General features: G+C 46.5%; 16 protein-coding genes. 3 read left to right on the top strand and 13 right to left on the bottom strand.

What is annotated here, in order from left to right; translation table 11 throughout:
• Positions 1 to 35: 35 nt before the first annotated feature.
• The 8 genes from BLV90_RS03615 to BLV90_RS03575 all read right to left on the bottom strand — a co-directional run bounded on the left by BLV90_RS03615 (position 36) and on the right by BLV90_RS03575 (position 10,039).
• Positions 36 to 320: a hypothetical protein gene (locus tag BLV90_RS03615; RefSeq protein ID WP_091736346.1), complete on the bottom strand. Its 285-nt coding sequence runs from the start codon at positions 318 to 320 to the stop codon at positions 36 to 38.
• Between the two features lie 633 nt (positions 321 to 953).
• Positions 954 to 1,718 (bottom strand): lysine 5,6-aminomutase subunit beta, encoded by a 765-nt coding sequence (kamE, locus tag BLV90_RS03605; RefSeq protein ID WP_091736339.1) that lies wholly within the window; start codon positions 1,716 to 1,718, stop codon positions 954 to 956.
• Positions 1,715 to 3,301 (bottom strand): lysine 5,6-aminomutase subunit alpha, encoded by a 1,587-nt coding sequence (gene kamD, locus BLV90_RS03600; protein ID WP_091736336.1) that lies wholly within the window; start codon positions 3,299 to 3,301, stop codon positions 1,715 to 1,717. The genes kamE and kamD overlap by 4 nt, the downstream gene beginning before the upstream one ends.
• A complete protein-coding gene (gene kamC / locus BLV90_RS03595) occupies positions 3,286 to 4,962 on the bottom strand; it encodes a lysine 5,6-aminomutase reactivase ATPase KamC (RefSeq protein WP_091736333.1) in 1,677 nt (558 codons plus the stop codon). The genes kamD and kamC overlap by 16 nt, the downstream gene beginning before the upstream one ends.
• 42 nt (positions 4,963 to 5,004) lie before the next feature.
• Entirely contained in the window at positions 5,005 to 6,045 is a 1,041-nt protein-coding gene (gene kamB / locus BLV90_RS03590; RefSeq protein WP_091736330.1) for a lysine 5,6-aminomutase reactivase subunit KamB, read from the bottom strand.
• Position 6,046: 1 nt separating this feature from the next.
• A complete protein-coding gene (gene kamA / locus BLV90_RS03585) occupies positions 6,047 to 7,372 on the bottom strand; it encodes a lysine 2,3-aminomutase (protein WP_091736328.1) in 1,326 nt (441 codons plus the stop codon).
• Between the two features lie 60 nt (positions 7,373 to 7,432).
• Positions 7,433 to 8,494, bottom strand: coding sequence for an L-erythro-3,5-diaminohexanoate dehydrogenase (gene kdd / locus BLV90_RS03580; RefSeq protein ID WP_091736985.1), 1,062 nt, complete (start codon positions 8,492 to 8,494; stop codon positions 7,433 to 7,435).
• Between the two features lie 150 nt (positions 8,495 to 8,644).
• Positions 8,645 to 10,039, bottom strand: coding sequence for a sigma-54 interaction domain-containing protein (locus BLV90_RS03575; protein ID WP_091736326.1), 1,395 nt, complete (start codon positions 10,037 to 10,039; stop codon positions 8,645 to 8,647).
• Positions 10,040 to 10,424: 385 nt separating this feature from the next.
• Here BLV90_RS03575 and BLV90_RS03570 point away from each other — a divergent pair, with 385 nt between their 5' ends.
• A complete protein-coding gene (locus tag BLV90_RS03570) occupies positions 10,425 to 11,060 on the top strand; it encodes an NUDIX hydrolase (RefSeq protein WP_091736324.1) in 636 nt (211 codons plus the stop codon).
• A gap of 336 nt (positions 11,061 to 11,396) precedes the next feature.
• On the opposite strand, the gene BLV90_RS16635 is transcribed toward BLV90_RS03570, so the two are convergent.
• The 4 genes from BLV90_RS16635 to BLV90_RS03550 form a co-directional block, all read right to left on the bottom strand.
• Complete coding sequence (locus BLV90_RS16635) at positions 11,397 to 11,519, bottom strand: hypothetical protein (RefSeq protein WP_281241996.1); 123 nt, start codon at positions 11,517 to 11,519, stop codon at positions 11,397 to 11,399.
• 131 nt (positions 11,520 to 11,650) lie between these two features.
• Entirely contained in the window at positions 11,651 to 12,892 is a 1,242-nt protein-coding gene (locus tag BLV90_RS03565) for an MFS transporter (protein ID WP_091736321.1), read from the bottom strand.
• Between the two features lie 4 nt (positions 12,893 to 12,896).
• The gene (locus BLV90_RS03560) at positions 12,897 to 17,012 is read right to left on the bottom strand and encodes a non-ribosomal peptide synthetase (RefSeq protein ID WP_091736319.1); all 4,116 of its coding nucleotides are present in this window, start codon (positions 17,010 to 17,012) and stop codon (positions 12,897 to 12,899) included.
• A 627-nt stretch (positions 17,013 to 17,639) separates the two neighbouring features.
• The gene (locus tag BLV90_RS03550; protein WP_091736315.1) at positions 17,640 to 18,407 is read right to left on the bottom strand and encodes a TSUP family transporter; all 768 of its coding nucleotides are present in this window, start codon (positions 18,405 to 18,407) and stop codon (positions 17,640 to 17,642) included.
• 264 nt (positions 18,408 to 18,671) lie between these two features.
• Between BLV90_RS03550 and BLV90_RS03545 the strand changes: the two genes are divergently transcribed.
• Entirely contained in the window at positions 18,672 to 19,364 is a 693-nt protein-coding gene (locus BLV90_RS03545; protein ID WP_091736313.1) for a C39 family peptidase, read from the top strand.
• 82 nt (positions 19,365 to 19,446) lie between these two features.
• Here BLV90_RS03545 and BLV90_RS03540 read toward each other — a convergent pair whose 3' ends face one another.
• A complete protein-coding gene (locus BLV90_RS03540) occupies positions 19,447 to 20,739 on the bottom strand; it encodes a M14 family metallopeptidase (protein ID WP_091736310.1) in 1,293 nt (430 codons plus the stop codon).
• Positions 20,740 to 21,080: 341 nt separating this feature from the next.
• Here BLV90_RS03540 and BLV90_RS03535 point away from each other — a divergent pair.
• Positions 21,081 to 21,262, top strand: a 182-nt coding sequence (locus BLV90_RS03535; RefSeq protein ID WP_177167880.1) for a helix-turn-helix domain-containing protein, incomplete at its 3' end; no start/stop codon positions are given.

The following is a 21,262-nucleotide window of genomic DNA, read 5'->3' as shown; positions in this document are numbered from 1 at the left end:
ATATTAGTAAAATTCGCTACATTTTTTAAATTTTTCTAAGAAGTGCAATTACCGCTGGAGGAGTTGCATAGTCTTACATCCAAAGAAGATCGGCTACCGTTACTTTTCTTTCCTGTGCTTTTCTTCACTTTTTTTATTTCATATACTGCCACTTGTACATGATTATCGAGACTAGTGGTTTTAAACTTATGATCGTATTTTCCGTCTTCTGTTTTGAAATACCTCTGGCCGTAGTCTTTATCCGCATAGGCTGGTACTGCACTCACAACCATGAAAGTAAACAGAGCCACAAATAGAATTGCCATTTTTCTTACATTCATCAAAATATCCCACCTTTTCCCAATTTTTAGTCTCGATACACCTAAATTACAGTAAAGTTGTTAATCAAAGACAATTAATTAGAATATTATGAATTATAATGCAAGAACCCTGTCACTCCCTTTTTCTTACCTTGATGGCTATGTGCGATGACCCCAATCCGAGGATAAGGTCATAAATTGTAAAATAGGTTTGTGAGATCCGATCTGATAAAAGTTGTGGCCATCGTTTTTTGCACCAATGAAAAACCCACTGGCGTATATGGGGTCACCGTTAGTTGGCCTATATCTTTTTGTGTTGCCATAAGAAAAGAACCATCGGTTGTCCACTTCGGTCCGACGGTTCTTTTCATGGATAGTTTTAAGATCGGTAGCACTTCTTTAATATGATCCTCCTGAAAGTCCTTATCCCCCGTTATTAAGACATCAGGCTCGGTCAATCTCGGATTGTTGTGGAAGAGTCACGATAGATATTTCAATAACACTGTTAAGATATACTTGAAAACGACTTAGAGCGGAAGGAAGCAACCCCTACAGCATCTTTATGAAGTGTAAGTCAAGCCGCAGTTTTCTGTTTTAAGGAAGAGGATAAGCTTCTATTATGACATAAAAGAGGTGCTCATCCATTTAAATAAATTACTTAGACATCCGTCTCTCTAGCTCATGAACGACAAAGGAAGCTACATCTGGTGCCAGTGTTCCAGGTCCAAAACCTGCATCAAAACCGAGTTCCAACGCCATCTCATGGTTAATTCGCGGGCCTCCGCAGATAAGCAACAGTTGATCCCGGATTCCTTCGGCTTCTGCTAGCTCGACTAATTCTGTGAGGTTTTGGATATGGACACCCTTTTGCGTCACCACCTGGGAGACAAGGAGAGCATCCGCCTTTAGATCCATCGCTTTAGCTAACATCTCTTCATTGGGAACTTGGCTACCAAAGTTGTAAGCGTCAACCTCTGGATACCTCTCTAAGCCGTACTCCCCGTTATACCCCTTCATATTCATAATGGCATCAATGCCAACCGTATGAGCATCGGTCCCTGTACAAGCACCGATAACGACGACCTTACGGCCGATGTGCTCGCGGATAAATTGATTCACCCCATAGAAGTCCAGCCGGGTGGAGTCCACTTTGGGAACACGAATCGTCGAGAAGTCGATGGTATGCGTACATTTACCATAGACAATAAACCAGGTGTACCCTTCTCCCAGATCCGCCATATGATACACCTGGGGTTCCTCTAATCCCATCATCGCCACGAGGCGACGCGCCGCTTCCCGTGCCTCTTCGCCGTAAGGAACAGGGAGGGAGAAGCTAAGCTGTACCGCTCCATCCCCCATGGTATCGCCATAGGGTTTGACTCGCTTCAAATCAATACTTGCCGCTTGTGGATTGTTCATGGAGATCCCACCTCCTCCCGCATGGGAAGGCCGGCTCGCTCGCGAAGCTCGATCTCAAAGGGATTCCAGTACCCCTCTTCCTTTTCCAAGACACCGGAGAGGCCCTTGCCGCCCGTGAGGCCACGCTTTACATCAGCAAACCAGCCGCGTTCCAAGGCGGTAAATAGCCCTACTTTTTCTACTTCTTCTAACATCGCAAGGGATTGATCCAGTACATCCTGGGCTCTTTTTTCAATGCGGCCACCCGGTTTATATTGGATTTCCTCGCCTAGATGACGGAGATTATTGAATACATAACGCGCATTTTCAATCGCGAGCTTTCGATCATGGATATGCGGGGTATGCATCGCCTCGGTCATCATGCCAAGAAGTTGCACCCCTTGGTTGGTCCACATCCCGATCGTGTTAAACAACGCATCTTGGATGTGTCCTTTGAAAATGTTACCCGTCATATGTTTCGTCGGCGGCATATATTTCAGGGGGGCATTCGGAAAGATCTGCCTCGCCATCTGTGCCTGGGCTAATTCAAGAAGGAATCCATCTTCCAGATCCGGATTCATCTCAAAAGCATGGCCAAGCCCCATCTGTTCCGCAGGTAATCCAGCCATCGTGGCAAATTGCTCATTGATAAATTGGGAAGCAAGAACGGTATGCGCCGCTTCCACCGCATCAGCAGTAGTCAGGTAGTTATCCTCCCCGGTATTGATCATAATGCCAGCGTAGCCGTTGATCATGCGGGAAAAAGCCTGATCGATCAGGGTACGTTGCATATTGATATCCCGGAACAAAATGCCGTAAAGCGCATCATTAAGCATCACATCGAGCCGCTCTAGTGCTCCCATCGCCGCAATCTCTGGCATACATAAACCGGAACAATAGTTACATAGGCGAATATAGCGTCCAACTTCCTCTCCCACCTCATCAAGGGCCTTGCGCATAATTCGGAAGTTTTCCTGGGTAGCGTAGGTGCCCCCAAACCCTTCCCTTGTCGCCCCATAGGGGACATAGTCGATTAAACTCTGCCCTGTACTACGAATCACCGCTACGATATCCGCCCCTTGGTGAGCGGCGGATTTCCCTTGAATCGCATCCTCATAGATATCCCCTGTCGCTACAATCACATAAAGATAAGGCTTTCGCCCTTCACCTAAGCGCTCAATACGCTTTTTTCGTTCTTGACGATTGGCCAAAATTCGATCTAAGCCCATCTGGGCCATTTCCTGTCCTTTGGCCGTGATAATTTTCTTATCAACAGGTGGTACCGTTGCTAGATCTAATGTACCCACCGCTACTCTTTCGGCCACCTGTTGAGGTGTGATCCCAAGCTGAACCACTGCATTGAGGACAGCGGTGGAGACTCCTTTGCCCAGAAGGCCCCGTTCCAGTACATGGTCTGTTACCACATTGGGAAGTGGTACCCAGTCGGCATCTACACCATCTACACCCATCAGGCGCAGGACCGTTCGTTCAACCGCTACCGTTGTCCGGGTGCCGATGAAGTGGTCGACACCTGTCGCGATATTCCCCGCCGCTTGTCGTGCACGAACGATTTTCCCCTCATCCAGCCTTAATTTGTTTTCCATCGCACATCCCCCTTCCCCGGTTTGGCCCCACCCGTGGGTATCTCCTCTGCTGAGGTTTTTGTGATTACTCTCTTCCGCGCTTCCTCGATAACCTCACTGGGTAGTCCTAAACTTGTAGCAATAGCCAATGCGTCCTGTGGGAATCCATCCCCAGGCTGCCAAGGCACCAAACGAAAATCCATCCCGTCGAGTAACCACTGTCGCGCTTTCTCTGGTTTTTGTTCCAGTGGCAACTCCCTGTGTTGACATAGTCCCCTTGTCCGATATACTCGGACACCTTTTATTTCTATGGTTTCACGATAATGAGTCGCGTGTATGGCCCAGCCCTTCCCCTTAGAAAGGTGGTAGGTAAGCGCAACGGAGAGGGCCTCTCCTTCTACTGGGTTGGTTCCCCGTCCAATCTCATCGAGTAGCAATAACCCAGCCTTCGGTTCCCCTAACCAGCTTGCTAGACGAGCGACTTCAGCGCCGAAGGTGGAAAGCCCCGCATGGACATCCTGAGCATCCCCAATCACCGCAGTCACCCAAGGTACCAGTGGCATCGTACAGTCCTGAGCAGGCACAAGGAAACCATACTGACCCAAGGAGGCAATCACCCCCACTGTCCGTAGAGCCGCCGTCTTACCTCCCATGTTGGGACCAATCAATACGGTCATCCCTCGCTCTACTCGCACATCGATAGGGGTATAGGTCCGCCCTTCTCCCTTGAGACGTTGCTCCATCACAGGGTGAACACCCCCCTGGATCACAAAGGCATCTCCCTCTGTCGGACGTACTCCTTGCCAGGACTGCGCCGCTCGCATTCGCGCCCAATCCAAATCAAGCTGAGTAATCGCAACCAATACACGGCGTAGGTCTGTGACATGAGGTAGCATGTGTTCTGCTAATCGGCCCAATACTTCCTCTGTCACTCCAGCTCGCTCTCTTTCGACTGCTGCGACCTCTTCCATGTACTTGACGATCTCAAGGGAAGGTAGCGGACGAAAAATGGCTTCAAAGGCGGTTTCCCGTGTTCGTTCTATTCGCGCATCCTGTCGCATGGCCTCTATATAAGAAGCCGCTCGATCAACGATCCATTCTCCATCCCGATTCCTTAAAAGTGGATAATCCTGCTCGACCGCTGTTGCACAACATTCTGTCTCTTCAAAGAGACGTCGCTCCAGTTGAAGCTTCCTTTTAGTTAAAGACTCTAGACGTGGATCAAGCCCACGCTCTAGGGAAAAGGACTCCTGAATACGAGAGCCTGACCCTGGATTTAAAAGGGACATAGCCTCATCCCACACAGATAAGTTTAGATCAGGCCACCTCTCCAAGGAGCAATCCTTGATCCACTTTCTCAATCGATTACCGAAACGGAGAAACTCCTGTAGTCGAAACCAATCCGTTACCCCAGGAATTCCTGCTTGCTCAAGATTGAGGAGTATTGTTTCGATGTCCGGCAATTTATTTAATGCCCCATCAATACGCGCAGTCCAATCGGGATCTTCCTGAGCCCTTTGGTAAAGGGACTCCTGGATGGCAAGCGCTTGCTGCCACTCTTTTTCTTCTCCGGGAATAAAGGGAGGCAGCGACTTTTTGGCTCGCTGCCCCATTGAGGTAAGTGGACGAAACCTCGCCCATACCTCTGGCCACAGGAGCGCTTCCTTTGTCCATTCGTCCATGTTGTCACTCCTTTATCTGCGCTCCTGATGTCCGTGCTCTTTTCAATCAGAGAAACTTTGACACTCCCGCATAACATCGATGACGGGGATATCTCCACATACACCCTCAATTCGCTCCTGCATTTCCATGGGATTAAAACTCCACCCTTCTGGAGAGATCGGATTAATCGCAACAGCTCTTAACTCTAACGACCGTAAGCAGGATATTTCTCCCCCTAATCGAGCGTAACGCTTCATCCCATCCAGAGAGACAAAACAACGAGTAGGCTCTGCCAAGCAGAGAGCAAGGGGTTTCCGCAAGGAGATCAATCGTTCCAAAACCGCATCGGTTAAAGCACCTGGAAGCGCTAATCCCTGCCAATGCTCACTGGAACTGGTTAATCGCTCCCTTAATCCATCCCATCCCGCTAATAAAGAGCGCATTGGAAAAGGTTCAACCTTTCCCTCTCCCACCCCCACGACTTTTCCCTCTGCACACGCTCTTTCCCCCGCTTGTATGAATAAAGAGTCTGTAACGATAGGAAGGGTGAGCAATTGCACAGCAGCTCGGGTCTTATCTACCACGTCATCGAGGGACTTTGCAAGGGATGCCCCTACTACACATACAGCGGCTCGGGTAACTAGAGGACTCGCGGCAGAGCGTCGATCATAGGCCCCATCAACCAAGGTCAGCTGTGTTCCATGCTCCCGAAAGATCGCTTCGGTTTCCTGTACACGACTCACTGTGGTAACCCCTGCCAGCTTCACCGTTGTGTTCCGTAACGCCTTGGCAACCGCAATAGGCCCTAAGGCAGAGTGAAGGGAGGTCACCGCTAGGATCTCCCAATCACCTGGCCTCTCTTCCAATAACGGGGATGCTGTTGCCGTCAAAAAACCACTGGGAACTCGTACAGGCGGCTTCTCTCTCCCACTCCAAACATCTCTTTCTTCACCATCCACTCCTATACTCATTAAAGCTGTGGGCATTCCTTGGCGAGAGGCTTCCATCGCCAGTGCATTTAACACCGTAGTCTTGCCCGCATTTTTTGCGAGGCCGATCACGGCGAGGGAGCAATCTCCCCCGGTCACGAGTCGGCTTAGCATATTAATTGGCTTCCGTGGATTCAGTGACGGTTTTCTTCTTTGGCTCCTTAATTCTCCGTTTGCGCCGCTCAAATTCCCCACGTCGATCTTCTCTAGACAATACCTTCGGCTCTAAATTGATCCGTTCATCCGACATCAAGGAGGCAATTCCTAGGTTCTTTCCTTCCGCTACCTGGCAGAACTCGCAGCTTTCCGAATCGTGTTCATGATAATCATCTGGCTCGGGATATGAAGTAATAACCCCTTCAAAATTACGAATCACTGTTTTCTTAGAGCTTTGGGAGATGATATAGTTTGGTGCAAGTGGGATTTTACCTCCACCACCTGGCGCATCGACTACGAAGGTGGGGACAGAGTAACCCGAGCTATGACCACGCAGGTACTCCATAATTTCCAACCCTTTGGATACAGGTGCACGGAAATGGCCGATTCCCTCGGATAAATCACATTGATAAATATAGTAGGGGCGAACGCGGATTTTTACGAGATCGTAATTTAACCGTTTCATCACATGGGGACAGTCATTGATCCCTGCCAAAATAACCGCCTGGTTCCCAAGGGGTACTCCTGCATCTGCTAACATCTCACATGATTTTATCGCCTCAGGAGTAAGCTCACAGGGATGATTAAAGTGGGTGTTCAGCCAGACAGGGTGGTACTTTTTCAGGATGTTACACAAATTTTCGGTAATTCGCTGGGGAAATACTACCGGTGCCCGGGTTCCAATACGGATAATCTCCACATGAGGAATCTCCCGCAAATTTTTCAGCACATACTCTAAAATTCGGTCATTGATGAGTAGACCATCCCCACCAGATAGGAGAACATCACGTACTTGCGGTGTATTCCGAATATATTCAATACAAGCATCCATCTGCGGCCGGGCAACTCCCATCCCTACCTGTCCGGAGAAACGACGCCTTGTACAATAACGGCAATACATGGAACACTGGTTGGTCACCAGGAAAAGAACGCGGTCTGGATAACGATGAGTCAAACCAGGTACCGGGGAATCCGTATCTTCCAAGAGGGGATCTTCCATGTCATAGATGGTGTGCTCTAACTCCGATGAAATCGGTACAGACTGCATGCGGATTGGATCTGTTGGGTCTTCTGGATCCATTTGCAAGGCATAGTAGGGGGTGATATTTAGTGGGATCGTCTTGTGGGAAATCCCAACACCACCCACCTCATGCTCCTTTAGGTTAACCACCTTTTTTAGGTCCTCTACAGTACGAATCGTATGGGTTAACTGCCATAACCAATCATTCCACTGTTCCTCGGTTACATCTTTCCACAGTTCGATCTCACGCCAATCTCGTGCCATGATCCCACTCCCTTTCGCTGATTAGAAAACTCTGTGTTGTGCTGATTCAACCACCCTTCATCACATATGTGTCGTTGCCGCATAGCGGGCTTCAAATAGACGACGGAGAGACGAAAACCTTCGCACTGTATCCAATGTCAATTCGGCATGTCCAGGAGCAAACCCATTCCCGATTTCCATGCGTACATCCTTACCTAATCCCTCCGCCCCCAATGCTGCAGAGGTAAACTTCACTGCGGTACTAAAAAAATAGGCAATACCCTGCTCTCTTGTGGCGAGAATAGCGGATAACTCTGTATCAGGAACATTGACACAGTTCACCGTTAAATCTGCCAGCTCTCCATTCGTCAGTTTTTCAACGGCCTCCAGAACTGCGACCGGATTCCGAGCATCTACCTGGGCTACATGATCTGCCCAGCCTAACTCTTCAATCTGAGTGCATGCCGCTTCATTGGATTCCAATGCGATCACACGGCCACTTGCACCTGCTTTCATCCGAGCCCGGCAGAGGGAAAGTAGCCCCGACTTACCACCTGCTCCAAGGATCACCACCGTGTCCCCTTCTTTTACTAGCCGATCCGTCTGTGCTGGAGCACCACAAACATCTAGCACTGCTAGAGATAAGGTTTCCGGTAAATCCTCCGGTAACACCGCAAAGGGACCACTTGCGAATAAGATTGCTTTTCCACGAATATGGATCTGTCCTGTTTTCATGTTGATCTCCTCGATCTCCTCCAATAACAGAGGTGTCAAGGTGAGGGAGACCAATGTAGCCACTCGATCCCCCACCTGAATCCCCTCACTAGGGAATCCAGCACCGATCTCTTCTACTCGACCGATTAGCATCCCACCTGACCCAGTGACTGGATTGTGCATTTTCCCCCGCTCTCGCACAATTTCCAAAACGCGCTCCCGGATTTGGGATGGATCCTGTTCACAACTTTCTTTCAGTTGATTAAAGGAAGCAGAATCGATATTGAGGCAAGAAACATCGATGAGCATTTCATTGTCCAGGCAGATCGGGTCCGCATCGAGCTTCCAAGCTGGCTGGGGCAAAAGCCCCTTTGGCTCCACCACACGGTGCAAACCGAATCGATGGCCTTGTTTTTCGTTACTTACCACCTTCGTTTCACCCACTTCCTCCAAACAGTAGACTTATTCTTCAAATAATAAATAATGCAAAATCCATGCCAAAACAAAAAAGCCGCTCCGACGCGACTTTCAGGGAATCCCTAATCATTAATCGCCTAATTTTCGGCACCTATAGGTTAATCAGCTCCTTAAATCCAACTTACGGAGCTTATATTGAAGCGTTTGTCTTGGAATGCCCAAACGAACAGCGGCCTGATTCACATTTCCACCACACTCCTGCAATGCCCGTTTTACCCACGTTCGCTCGACTTCGTGAAGCTTTTCTGGTAAAGGGATTTCTTCAGGAAGCTCCTCAATGGAATCGGACCTTTGCTGGGTTAACTCCATTTGCACTGGTAAATGTTCGCTTCCAATCTCTTCCCCCTCGACCAGATTCATCGCACCTTCAATCACATTTTCCAACTCTCGTACATTGCCTGGCCAGTCATAGGAAGCAAAGCGCTTCCTTACATCTGGGGATAACCCCTTCACCTTCATCCCAAAACGTTCGTTATATTTACCAATAAAATGACCAGTGAGTAGGGATACATCGCCATCCCTCTCTCGTAATGGTGGGACCTGAACTCGAACGACATGTAATCGATAATAGAGATCCTTTCTGAGTCGCCCTTCTCGCACACTGACTTCCGGGGGCTCATTGGAAGCAGCAAAAATTCGTACATCCACCACCCGTGTACGTATATCCCCCACTCTCCGTACCACGCGATCCTCCAGTGCCCGCAAAAGCTTTGCTTGCAAATCTACAGGCATCGCATGGATCTCATCCAAAAATAATGTTCCACCCGCCGCCAATTCAAACAACCCCGGCCGATCCTCTGCCCCCGTAAAGGCTCCCCGTGTCGTACCAAAAAGAATCCCTTCCAACAGAGCCGCCGGCAACGCTGCACAATTTTGCGCGATAAATGGCTGATTGCGACGGGGGGAGGCCGAATGAATCGATTGGACGAGAAGTTCTTTTCCCGTACCCGTTTCCCCAATCACGAGTACCGGAGAGCGTGTAGCCGCAGCCCTACGCGCACGCCCGATTTCCTGTAACATCCGAACATCCCCTGTAATAATCTCGTCAAAATGATAAAGGCCCCTCTCGGTCATTTCCCCTGAAGGAGATTTTCCGATGCGACTCTGTAGGTCGATGACCTTATCGGATAACTCCTGGATGCGGGTCACATCCTTGGCCACCTCAAGAGCTCCTACCTTCACCCCATCCACCAGCAATGGCAGGGTACTATTTACCGTCACTACACGCTTTCCCCGCCGATTCGTATAAGCTTGACGTTGATCGAGGAGAGGTTCTCCTGTCTCCATTACCCTCATCAGCGTACTCGTCTTTGGTGTCAAGGATGGAAACGCTTCTAAAACATGGGTTCCCATCACTTCTTTCTGAGGCAAACCATCCAAATTTGCCGCAACATGATTATAAAAAACGGTAAATCCCTCGCTGTCCACGACGTGAATGCCCTCATCGATGCAGTGCAACACTTCCCATAGCATACGCTCAGACAACGCAGGCCCCATCTTGGAATCCCCCTTGCCACAACTGCCGAAAAGTGGTCAGTTGGTGCCGAATTTCCGTCACCTCTAGTGTATACAAAAGATTCGGCATCGTCCATTTGTCCGGATTTGTTTAAATGCCATATGCCACTATTCAATTATTTAGCTCTGGATCGATCTATCCCACTTCTGCCATTGCAGTCTCAGCACTTTATTACCTCAGTAAAATCCGGTGAGGGTTGTATTTGGACGAGATCCCTCCAGCGGTGGTACCAACATTAATTCGGACAAACATCTATTCTTACGTAGAGAAAAATCTACTGAATTAATTATTTATACGGGAGGGTTACACCCAACTGATCATATATAATTCAAATATAAAAACTTGTATAGGTAAGAAGGATAGATTATGAATACCATTAACGTTAAAGAACTTACTTATCAACAACCCTTTTGCGCCGGGGTTATCATCCTAAAAAATAGACGTTTAGTTGTTGCCTTAGACTCCATCAATAAACAAAGTTACTATCGTGTTGGCGCAGTCGGCGGTGGACAAGAGATAGATGAAACTCCTATTCAATGTGCCAAACGTGAAGCGTTAGAAGAAGTAGGTCTAACTGTGAGTTTCAAAGACTCCCCCATAACCTATCTGCATAATCTTGATACAAATCATATACAAGAAGTGCAGTGTATAGATCATCCAAGTCCATTTCTATTCCAGTTTAAAAAGAACCAAGATACAAACAAACCCTACCGTGAGGGTCTACCAAGTGGTGAGTATACCTACTACATCATGTATCTAACGGACAATTCCCACGATACGATAGAACCATTAAATGAAGTACTAGGATTGATACTTATTGAACCCTCAAAGTGGTCACTTTTAGAAGAGAACCTAACTATTCAACAGCTAATGGAGCACCACATATCCATTATCAATTATGATAATCTCAACACTAATTATAGGGTGTACGCACCCAACGATGAGTCCTTCCGATGGGTTGCTAGATTACTATGTAACCACCAGGAATTAATTAATGAATAACCATTGACACTCCCACAGCTGAAGCCACCCCAAGGGCACTTCCTTCGGGCGCTGTGGGATATACCACTGGCACTTCCTTATGTATCAAGCCCATATATCCATATATCGTATAAGAATAGTCCTTCGATTTAATCGAATTTTTTGTTGTCACTTCCACAAGAAAAGCAAGGTAGTGTCAGTTATTCGGTTTACAGGGTTAAATACTTTGGGTAAAATAAACATAGAATATCAAAGACAGCCGGGCTGGCACCCGACTGTCTATGCACCAAACGCTGGCTTAGGCCGGCCGCACTAGAAGGTGTTATTACAAACGCCCCCAGCTAAGCGATCTGGCCGCTAACCGTTACGCTTAGACCGGGGGCGTTTGCTGTGTTTTCTGGAATTTCTTTCGCTTACAAAACGCCAGATTTCGAGCAAACCACGTAGCAGGGTGAAGATCAACACGATCTTCTCCAGCATAGGCCGCACCCCCTTCCATAGGGAGTTGCGACCGGCCCCCGGCCTGTCACTCGCGTTGGTTCTTTTATTATACCAATCTACCACGGAAGAAACTACCAAAAAATCCAACTAGGTTGGGCATTTATGCCTCCTTACCCAGCTAATTTCTCATCCACTCGCACTCTTTTCCTCCGCAACCAGAGGGAAAACATCACCCCATACAAAAGTCCACTTATCAATGGAAACAGCGCAACCATTAGGAGCGTCCATTTCATTGAGAGGAGGGGCAATAGCAACAAAAACTGAGGGGCTATCAACCGGCCAAGCACAAATCGCAACTGGGCCGCGGCAAAATAGGTCCCTCTTCGATCCTCGGGAGCGATTTCTGAGACAAACCCCTCCTGTACACTCACAATCATGAGCTCCGCCCAAGTAAAGAGAAAAATGCCTATCATTACGATGCTATAGGAGTAGGACTCTGCAAAGGTGATGATGGCTACTCCGTACAACAAACTAGAGATCACAAACACCCACTTTTGCGGTGTTGATTTCATCCACTTAGCCATGGCATTCGTAAATAAGACAACGAGCATCCCGTTAAGGGCGAGCATCCACGAGTAAAAGTCATTAGCATAAATCTTCCATTCTCCGATAGAACCTAGAGACAATCTTTCTTTGATCATCAGTGGAAAGAGGATTTCCAATTGCATAAAGGCTTGGGCAACAAAGACACCTGCGAGAATAAACAAAAAGAGAACCGGATCTTTACCAACCTGACGATAAGCACGAAGATTTTCCGCCCAGAAACTCCTGGGTTTCTCTTTGCTAGTTTCTCCTTGAATGCGATACGTCTCGTTTGTTTTAACATAACTAATCCATACAATCACCAAACCCAAAGCCAACGCCATCGCAAAAAAGGGCATGGGATAGCGGAAAAATAGAAGACTCCCGATGATTGGCCCCGAGATCACAGCGATATTGAAAGTGGTGTAAAAACGAGCGTAAACTTGGTTGCGCTCCTCAACTGAAATCAAATCGGATACCATCGCCCGACTCGCTGGAATGTAAAGAGTATTACACAAACTAAGCAGCGTAAAGGCAAACCAAAAGAGTACCACCGAGTGGATTCCGCTAGCCAAAAGAAACAACACCAGTGCCACCACAAACCCTAGCGATGTCAATTTGATAACGGATTTTCGCCCCCAACGATCCGCTAGAGTTCCTCCAATCAGCCCAGCTACTACCGCAAAGACCTGGGAGAGGGCAAGATACAATCCCGCACGACTTGCCCCCATCAATTGAGTCAGATAAAGAGCCATAAAGGGGAAGATACACCAGAAAATCATGTTTTGGATAAACTCCCCTGCCAAACGCCAACGCAATACCACAGCCATTCCCTTAACCCCTTTTCTCTAGCTCCTCTTTGACCAATCTACCTACTTCTCTTGCATTCTCCCCCTTATAGATCGAGAAATGATGTCCAGGGACTTCCGTAATGGAAAAATCGCCAACTAACCTCTCTTCCCACCCTTGCGTGGAATCCCTGGTATTCTCCTGTGCTCTCAAGAAAAGGGTCTTCCCATGGAACCTTGACTCCATCACATAGCTACGAATGGCTTGGTTATTCGCCTGCCACATTGCCACATCTTCCATTAACCGCTCGACTGTCGCATCATCCGGTAGATGACCACTTTCTTTACCAAGCTCAAGAAGATAAGTTAATCGATCCGATTCACTCATCTGCGTTAATTCATCCTCGGAAAGGACAGACTTCTGCCCCTCCGCACACTTTTCGGCAAAGGAAACAAGGAACTCACTTTTTCTAAAGGGCGCTGGATAACTAATATGACAGTCGATCATCGCTAATAAAGCTACCTCTTCCCCTGCTTTTTGCAGCTGACAAGCCATCTCAAAAGCTACATTTCCCCCAAAGGAGTATCCACCGATCACATAGGGACCGACTGGCTGGATCTCCTGAATATATCCCACATACAGACGAGCCAGCTCTGGTAAATCTACTGCATACTCCCCCGTTGCTTCTGCCCTTACCGATTGGATGCCATAGACAGGATGGTTTTCCTGAAAAACCTCGGCCATCTCTCGATAGCACCAGACTGCACCCCCTGCGGGATGAACAAAAAAGATCGGAGTTCCTTCATCATGTTTTTGTAGCATAACTACTGCTTCAGGTTGTCTTGCTGATGAAGACAAAGGTAAGGAGGAACGCCCTACAGCATGAGCAAATTCACCAAGGGTAGGAAACTCAAAGATGCTTTTCACTGAAAGGTTACATCCCATATCCTTATTGATCATGGCTACCAATTTCATCGCTGATAGAGAATGGCCTCCACGATCAAAAAAACGATCCTCATTCTTTAGATCATCGACCTTTAAAACCTGACTCCAGTACCCTCGTACTCTCTTTAGCACATGATCTTCACTCTCGGCCTTCACCACAGCCGTCTTTTTAAGCGGACGTTCGGATTTATTTTCTTCTATTTCACTTCCTGCTTCCATCTCTGCTAGAGTAACGACCCGTTCAGGATGGTCAATAGATAACGCAAACCCCTGCTCCCATCTATCAAGAATCGTTTCAGCGACCTCTTTCGTAAATAAATCTGTACAATACTCCAACACCAGATCCACGTGACTCTCCTCAGCATAAAACTGAAAGCTTGCATCACATTTGGTGGTGCCTAGATAACCTTCACTCCATTCAAAATGCTGAGTTTTCCCGGAAATCGGATAATCATTGTAAACAACCATCGTTTGAAAGAGTGGATGATAATTCATATCCCGTTCCACTTGCAAAGAAGTTAAGATTTTCTCAAAGGGAACCGACTCTGCTTCTCTAAGCGACGCCATATTTTGAAAGGTTTGTTGAACCAACTGACTGAAGGTAGATGGATCCTTCACCTTTAATCGATAGGGTAATAAATTCACCAGATTCCCAATGGTTCGCTGAAATCTCTCATCATCCCGATTGGCCACAGGAACACCGACGATCACATCTTGTTGTCCGCTGCATTGTGCTAAACATACCTGCGTCGCTGTTAACAAGAAGGAAAAAGGAGTTACTTCTAATTGCTTGCAAACTTGTTGCCAAGCCTCATATAACTTCCCATCAATCCTTTTCTTCACTTGAGCTCCCTGGGAAGTTTGCTGAACCCCTTCCATCCATTGTTCTGGGAAACGGGATGTTCCAGGAGCATCAGCTAAATAATCCTCCAAAATACCTACGTTCTCTTGCCCACCGCATGCTTGCTCCTGGGCAAACTGATAAAACGAGCGATCTTCTAGGGAGGAAAACTCCCCACCCTGAAGTCTCTCATCAAGTTCTTGTAAAAATAGACGAATCGACCACCCATCCATCATCAAATGATGCATACGAATAATGAGTTGGTTCGGATCTCCTTGAATAATATCAAATTGTGGCTTCACGTTATTTTCATGATCCACCAGGCTTTCATCCGAAAACTGCTCTTCGCTTTCCCATACGTTAAAAACCATGGGTGTCTCGGGATCCTGTCGTTGCCAAAACTCCCCTGGCTCCCTTTCTTCGATCACCGAGTGTAATGCCACATGCCTTTGGGTCATCTCTTGGAGAACTGAACGGATACGGTCAGGGGCCCACTCCTTATGAAACTGTAAACATAGCTGAATCTGATAAGTATCCCCCCCGCTCCACTCCGACCCAAAGTGAATTCCCAGTTGACCGAAGGATAGAGGAGATTCTACCCCCATATAGTCTCCAGTGTTCCCTTTTAGTTTCTGCGTCTCCGATAACTCACTCAAATGGCTCCCTGCTTCTAACTCCCGTGCTTGTGCACAAATGGTTGGATGATCATATACAAAGGATACAGGAACATTCATTCCTATTTGGCTAAATTCTCTTATCAAGCGCAGAGCTTTAAGAGAATCCCCTCCCACCGCAAAAAAAGAGTCAGAAATTCCAACAGATTCTATAGGAAAGATCGCTTTCCAACAGCAGAGCACTTTCTCTTCCCATTCGGTTAACGCTACCTTCGGGAGGCTATTTTCTTCTCGGAAAGGGAGGGTTTGTAGTTGTTTGCGATCCAGCTTGCCATTGGGCAACAAGGGCATCGCTTCGAGAGTGACCATAAACTGTGGCACCATATAACCTGGGAGTGAATCTTCTAGAGACCTTTTACTTTCTACCTCACTCCAAGACGGATCCACTACGACAAAGGCGACTAACCATTCTCCTTCCATCAAGCATACGGCTGTATCTTTTACAGCGGGTTGTTTTAACAAAATAGCTTCGATTTCACCCAGTTCAATCCGCAATCCACGTAACTTAATTTGCTGATCGATTCTCCCCAAAAACATCCACTCGCCAGATGGGAGCTGCCTTACCAAATCCCCTGATCGATACCCGATCTGTCCTGGATCCCAGGGGAGGTGAACAAACTTCTCAGCTTGTAAAGACTCCCGGTTATGATAACCGATAGCAAGCCCCATCCCTGTGATCAAAAGCTCCCCTTCTTCTCCAGGTGAACAGGGCTGTAGATTTTCATCGACCGCCACTACCGATACATTTTGAATCGGTCTACCGATGGGAACCACGTCACCCTCTCTTTCTTGATTCGGTTCACAAATACGAAAGGTCGTGTCGATGGTCGCCTCTGTAGGACCATACAGATTAACCAGAGGGATTGCTAACTCATGATGAAATTGGTTCACCAGCGGAATCGGTAGGGGTTCACCACCGACAAACACATAACGCAGGGTTGTACAATCCCTAAACTCACCCAAATTCACCAACAGCTTCAACACCGACGGCACAAGTTGTACCACAGTAACTCGGTGCCTACGAATGGTTTGACATATCTCCAAAGCATCCCCTGAATGTATGACCATCCTCGCCCCACACCATAGGGGAGCGAAAAATTCCCATACCGATGCATCAAAACTAGCCGATGTTTTTTGTAAAAAAACATCCCGCGGCTCCCAGCCAAATTGACTCTCCATCCACCTCATGTGATTGGAGACCGCCTGGTGGGGGATTAGTACTCCCTTCGGCTGACCGGTAGAGCCTGACGTATAAATCATGTAGGCTGGATCCAGGGGAGTAATTACATGTACCGAATCGAACTGATCCCTCGCCTCGGTTTCATGTACATGAAGCGACCTTTGGGAAAAGTACGAGATCTCACCATCCGAAATCACATAGGCCGCTCCACTATCCTGGAGACAAAAGTGGATTCGTTGCCTAGGGTACGCAGGATCTAGCGGAACATAGACACCACCTGCCTTTAACACCCCAAGCATCGCCGCCACCCATTCGATCGAGGGAGCTAATACAAGGGCGACACGTTCTCCCTTTTGCAACCCCCACTCCGTTAGCTGATGAGCAATTCCATTAGCTTTTTTATTGAGATCGGAATAGGTGATAACGCGATTACCGTCGATGATGGCTTCATATTCAGGGTGCTCCATCGCCATTTTCGCGAAGGGATGCTGAATCAACGGCATCGATTGACTAACTTTCATGATTTCACCCACTCCATTTCTAAGTAAAAAGGAATGGACATGAGTTCATGTCCATTCTCGTTTTAATGCTAGGCATTTCGATGATCTGCCTCACCCATTGACAATACACTTCGTTCCTTCTAAAAATTGGCTAAGTTGAAAAAGGTTTTGCCCAAATCTATACCGGTTAAATTAAATAACATAAGGGGGAATCCCATTGAAAAAAACGCTCCTGACCATGTTGATTACTACTATTATCGGTAAGTTGAGTGGAGGCTCTAAAAAGGGATGGAAACAGCCTACAAAATCACGAAAATCACCCTTCATTAATCTCATTAATAGCTCAATGCTGTCGTCCCAAAAAGGTCGTAAAAAAACGGTACTCGTCACCATAGCAAAATTTATTTTGAAAAAATTCCGGTCCCGATGATGGTACAAACTCAATCATTCTCATTAGTTATGTTAAATTTTAATGCTTAGGTACCTTCAGCACAGGCATGAGTTCGTTTAAACATGTCTTTAACCGTGTCTTTCGATAGATAGATTCAAACTATCAGTTTTTTTGTACAATAAAGGCTACAAGTCCTTGATGCATAAGGGTTTGTAGCCTTTATAAACGAGTAGTCCATACCTCTTGACCTAGACTGCCTACACCGAAAAGTAGTCCCAGCATTGTTTACTGATCATCAGGATAGAAACAGAAACAAATAAGGCTTTTACATAGGATGTACCTTTACTAATTGCCAGTTTGGATCCTAGTAACGCACCCAAGACCATCGCCACACCCATCGGTAAGCCATAGGCATAATTAATCGCATCCAGATAAACAAACATAACTACTGCAGCAAAGTTACTTGCAAAGTTGAGGACCTTGGCATTTCCCGCTGCCTCCACAAAGTTAAAGCCTAAGGTCAAAAAGGAAAACATCAGAAAAGAGCCTGTCCCAGCACCAAAAAATCCATCATAAAATCCAATAACAAGTGCGGCTAAAGCAATAAGAAGTCCTTTTTTCAAGGTCATTCCTGTGTACGTGGATTCCGCTCCCCAATTTTTTTTGAAGAACGTATAGAGGGTGACCAAAAGCAACAACAGGATAATCAGAGGTTTCAGAAAGTCCGAGGGGACTTGTCTCATAATAAATGCGCCACTGAGAGATCCAATTAGAGATAACGGGATCAGCATCTTAACCATCCCAAAATGAATCTTACCTGCACGCATAAAGGAAATGGTACTCGTCAGTGAACTCATCGAACTCGCCAGTTTATTGGTACCTAGGGCCATCGCCGGTGGTAGGCCAGCAAATAAAAGTGCAGGAATCGCAATCAGTCCCCCACCACCTACAACCGAATCCACAAATGCAGCAAGAAAACCTGCACATAGGAGAAATAAGAGTAACTGAAGGTTGATTTCTTCCATAGAAAGCCGTCTCCTTATCCAAAAAATAAACCGCATAGTGGCTACACTTGCAATCAAACATCTAACTGGCGACCTCTTTAATAGCTTCCCTTCTATCATCCCGGCTCGCACAAACGTTACCAATCAATGTAACAAAAATATTTGCAGTACAGTATACCACACTCCTAGCAATGAAAAGCGATTTACATATAAAGGAATTTATACTTTCCTAAATTATGTAAAATACAAACCTTTATTTTTTAATTTTGATAGCTTTTAATTTTTATGAAAAAAGGTTTACAGTATACTTTATATGAAGTAGTAAGGGAGTGGGGTAATATTGAATTCAATAAGCAATTAGCACACAATGATGGGGAATCTGTAAATCACTCTGCTCTATGCTCCACTGATGGAATGAACTATTCTCTTAACATCCCACGCTATCCACAACGGTTTGAACCTCATCAATGGCCCTCCGGTAAACTTCAGCAGGGAGAAGGACCTGAATATTGGGGTAATCGAGCTTGTGGTTTGGCTTGTCTACGCATGATCATTGCTCACTTTGGTAATCATGTCCCACCTCAGTATGAGTTGCTCACACATGCGTTAGAGCAACACGCTTACTCCTCACCACAAGGTTGGATTCATAAGGGGCTTGCAAAACTGGGGAAAAAATATGGATTAAGTGCAACCCCCATCCTAATTGAAAACAGTGAGAAATTACAGTACGTTCTAGAAACAATCGGCCCTGTGATTGCCTCCATAACCCACAAATTCCCTGAAGACGGTCGAAAAGGTGGACATCTCGTTGTGATAAGTGGTTGCCACAGAGAGTCAGAAACCATATCGTTTCGTGACCCCTCACGATGGGGAGAAAACCATAGCTCTGTTTCTGAGAAGCGATTCTTCAGTAGTTTTACTGGACGTGGTATTTGCTTTTCCTTCCATTCCAAAAAAATCTATGAATTATTACCCTAGAATCTTTTGTGTAAAGTATAATATAAAGAAATCCGCCAGTAGAAATTGCTGGCGGATTTCCTTTCTAATGACAGCTCCATATTCACTTCCTTTTTTTAGAACAATACTGCGCCCTTTTGCCGATGGTATCGTAAGGACACTCCGCTTTCTCAGCTAAATAGAAGACCGCTTCTTTATTTCGCTCTGTTTGCTCCTTAATCACTTCATCCGGCGGATAGAATCCAGGGTTCGAGGATGTTGGATACATTTCAAAGGTAAAGGCGAAGATTTTATGCTGTCCATAGGCCCAATCGGTCATATCTCCATCTGTAGTATAAAGGTCACTCGATTGTTGAGGGGTATAATCATTGGTTTTAGCCATCGCTTTTCCCATCGTTTTAAATACTTTATTATCATCCGCGGTCATGTCAGAGGGAACATCTTTGTAGGTGTAGCCATAGGGCCATAGAACCAACTCACTAAACGTATGGAAGGTTATCGCCGTTTTAATCTGCTGCTTTCCATCTACTACTCTACTATCTACAAACTTTTTCAGAGCAGCCGTTTCAGGGGCGGAAAAGGCGGATTTACCCCGATAGATCTCACTGAAAGGACTACCACTGGAACCGTTACAACAGCCCCATTTATAACCGTAGTTACGATTTAAATCGGTACCTGAAAAGGAAGAACCACTATTAGGCTGACGATTTTTCCGCCAGGAGCTATAGGAGCCCTTGCGCACATCGTATTCACTACCATCCGGATTCACATTAAATACAATGTAAATTTCCCGATCATTGACTAGATTGGTAATACGACTGTCGGAGCCATAGCCCTCCGTCAGCCATTTCATCAGATTTAATGTCATTTCAATGGTTAGATGTTCACGGGCGTGGTGCCCTCCTACATAGAGAACCTCAGGTTCATTCTCGTCTTTGGCGACATTATCACCTATTTTGACTGCCCACAAATCCTTACCCTCATAGGACTTTCCGATACTAAACTTGCTAACGATATTCGGATAGGTACTGGCCGCTTTATCTATCTCGGCCTTCATCTCAGCATAATTATGGTAGTTAGCATCCTCTGAAGGGAAATCCATGCTGTTTACTTGTTTTTTGGGATGAAAGCCCATCGATTTTAATTTTTTAATATCACGATCATTGAGAGAGGTAACCACATACTTCTTACCTACTTCATCAATGGCAAATCCAGCAGCAACGATTCGGCTCCGTTGTTCCTTTGTACTTACGCCATCAATACGATAAGGAACTTTCACTTCCTCCTTTGCTGCAGATGCTAAAAACCCGTTCATACCCCATATTCCTCCAGCCGCCACAGCCACCGCCATCAAGAGTACAAGAGATCCTACCCACCACCGAGAAATTTTCCCCATCACGATCCCTCTCCTTTCTACCGGCTGATCTCACCGGCTGGCCAACTCTAAGGTGAATTGGACTATAGTGCCATAATATAAAATTTTACAAATATTTTCAATATTGTCCACCCAAAAATTGTTACGGATTCTCTATTATTTCTACTAATCACCTGGGACTCCGAGGAGGAAAACTCGTTCCTGATAGGGAATCGCTTAGAGTATCCACCTTATAGAAAGCGCCGTAAAACCCCTGGCTTCAGCCATGGGATATAAGGTGCGTCGAACGAGGGAGGGGGAGTTTTTCCCTCTCGCAAGTTCGACTATCCCCGTATATAATTAAGTATAGGGGAGGTGAACTAATGCACAAAGCGTTTAAATTTCGTTTGTGTCCAACGAAGGAACAAACCAATCTCATCAATAAATCTATCGGTTGTAGTCGCTTCACGTTTAATCACTTTCTAGCCAGATGGAACGAATCCTATGACAGCACAGGAAAAGGTCTGACCTATGGAACCTGTTCTGCCCAACTGACTTCATTGAA

The organism is Marininema mesophilum, assembly GCF_900106775.1.
Lineage (GTDB): Bacteria > Bacillota > Bacilli > Thermoactinomycetales > DSM-45169 > Marininema > Marininema mesophilum.
Note: the sequence above shows the minus strand (reverse complement) of the source record. Positions and strands in the feature narration are given on the sequence as shown.